This is a genomic window from Nocardia carnea (assembly GCF_029869215.1).
Classification (GTDB): domain Bacteria; phylum Actinomycetota; class Actinomycetes; order Mycobacteriales; family Mycobacteriaceae; genus Nocardia; species Nocardia carnea_B.
Genome location: NZ_JARWPM010000334.1, coordinates 1 through 2,210 on the forward strand (window position 1 = coordinate 1; position 2,210 = coordinate 2,210).

2 protein-coding genes are annotated in these 2,210 nt (G+C 70.3%); both read right to left on the reverse strand.

What is annotated here, in order from left to right:
• Positions 1–73: 73 nt before the first annotated feature.
• The gene (locus tag QH276_RS23290; RefSeq protein ID WP_280400246.1) at positions 74–838 is read right to left on the reverse strand and encodes a cyclic nucleotide-degrading phosphodiesterase; all 765 of its coding nucleotides are present in this window, start codon (positions 836–838) and stop codon (positions 74–76) included.
• 69 nt (positions 839–907) lie between these two features.
• Positions 908–1,630: a rhomboid family intramembrane serine protease gene (locus tag QH276_RS23295; RefSeq protein ID WP_280400245.1), complete on the reverse strand. Its 723-nt coding sequence runs from the start codon at positions 1,628–1,630 to the stop codon at positions 908–910.
• Between the last annotated feature and the right edge of the window lie 580 nt (positions 1,631–2,210).

The following is a 2,210-nucleotide window of genomic DNA, read 5'->3' on the forward strand; positions in this document are numbered from 1 at the left end:
CCCCCCCCCCCCCCCCCCCGGCGCCCCACCCCTGGGCACCAACCCCCCGCGGCGCCGCAGGCGCCGCAAAAAATTACAGCTCGAACGTTTCGCCGGGGGCCACCGCATGCACGGGGCCGGTGAATTCGGCCTTCGCCTCGGCGATGACATCTTCGCGCGATGTCCACGGCGGGATATGGGTGAGCAGCAGTTCCTTGACTCCCGCCGTCGCCGCGATCCGGCCGGCCTCGGTACCCGAAAGGTGGATGCCCTCGGGGCGATTCGCGGGATCGTGGGTCCAGGAGGCCTCGGCCATGAGTACGTCGGCGCCCTCGGCCAGTTCCTGCACGGCCGGGCAGACAGCGGTGTCGCCGGTGTAGACGAAGGTGCGCCCGGCCGCGGTGACGATCCGCAGGCCGTAGGACTCCGGCGGGTGGAACATCCGGCGTGCCGTGATGGTGTGGCCCGGACCGAACGCCACGGGCTCGCCCTCGGCCCAGGGACGGAAGTCGATCACATCGGACCAGTCGTCGCATTCACCGCCCACCTCGGCGGAGGCGTTACCGATCCGCACCGGCGCGTCCGAGGGACCGCGGACGACGGCCTGCCCGGTGGGCGGGCTCGGATGGTATCGCCGCCAGACCAGCAGGCCGGGCAGATCCAGGCAGTGATCGGCGTGCAGATGGGTGAGGAAGATGTCGACCTCGCCGGGATCGGCGTATCGCTGCAGCGCGCCGAGGATCCCCGGACCGAAATCGATGACCACCGGCGACATATCCGGACCGGTGAGCAGATAACCCGACGCTGGGGAATCCGGGCCGGACACACTGCCCGAGCACCCGAGGACCGTGAGGCGCATGCTCCCATGCTGCCACGATGTTTCCCGATTCAAGACCGCATCCCCCGAAAATACTGGCCGCACCCACGGTCACCGGGGCGGGACGGGCGCCCCGGTGCGCAGTTGCCGGCGGTGTCGACGTTCATCACTGGAGAGTACCCAGCCGGCCAACAGTCCACCCATCGCGCCGAAAAGGTGGCCCTGCCAGGAGATTCCGTCTTGACCTGGGAGAACGCCCCACAGCAGCGAACCGTAGAACACCAGCACCACCAGGCCGAGCACGATCTGGCCGAGCTGCCGGGCGAACCAGCCGCGGCAGATGAGATAGGTGAGCCAGCCGAACACCAGCGAGGACGCGCCGATATGCACCGTGTTCGGGCCGCCGGTGAGCCAGGTGCCCAGGCCGGCGACGATCCAGACGATCGCGGTGGCGGCCAGCCCGCGCCGGATACCGGTGGCCAGGGTCAGGAAACCCAGGATGAGCACCGGCACGGTGTTGCCGATCAGATGGTCCCAGCTGCCGTGCAGCAGCGGAGCGAACGCGATGCCGTCGAGTCCGCCCACGGCACGCGGCTGGATCCCGGCGCAGTCGAGGCAGTAGTCGACGACCGAGTCCACCGACTCGATCAGGTAGAGCACGGCGACGAACGCGGCCATCAGCACTCCGGCGCGTACCCAGTTGCGCCGGTTCGCGGCGAACCGCGGCCGGCCGGTGGGCGCGCCCGGACCGGACGGGCCCCTGGAGGCCGGAGGCCGCAGGCCGGAAATACGATCGGGGTCGAACGAAGCGCCCAGGGGTGCGCCACCGGTCATGACGATCTCCTCCTCGGCGCGACCAGGTCTCCACGCGCCTGATACCGAGGGTACTGTGTCGCCGGTCCCGCCCCGCTGGGGCGCGAACGTAACCAGGGCGGTGCCGAGTCTTACGAGGCCGTGGGGTTCACACAACCCCGAAACCCAACGCAACCACGGCGGTGCCGAGTCTTACGAGGGTCCCGCGGGGTGTACGTAACCCCGGAACCGAACGTAACCACGGTGGTGCCGAGTCTTACGAGGCCCTGAGTGGTTTTGGCCCGTCCCGGCTGTCAGCGCTCGATGCGATGCGCCGCAGCCGCGAGTGTCGAGCGCTGACAGCCGGGACCAAGGGGGGCCAAAACCCGTGGCGCCGGGGGGGGGGCCCAAAAATAAAGCCCCGAGCGGGGCGTGCGGGGGGTGCCGGGCCGCCGCGCGGGGGGCGGGGGCGTCCCCGCCGCCCCCGCCCCCGCCGGGGGCAGGGGCCAAAACCACTCAGGGCCTCGTAAGACTCGGCACCACCGTGGTTACGTTCGGTTCCGGGGTTACGTACACCCCGCGGGACCCTCGTAAGACTCGGCACCGCCGTGGTTGCGTTGGG

Bases quoted from the DNA above. Each gene is read 5' to 3' on its own strand.
- QH276_RS23290 (WP_280400246.1), bottom strand. From the start codon at position 838: ATGCGCCTCACGGTCCTCGGGTGCTCGGGCAGTGTGTCCGGCCCGGAT.
- QH276_RS23295 (WP_280400245.1), bottom strand. From the start codon at position 1,630: ATGACCGGTGGCGCACCCCTGGGCGCTTCGTTCGACCCCGATCGTATT.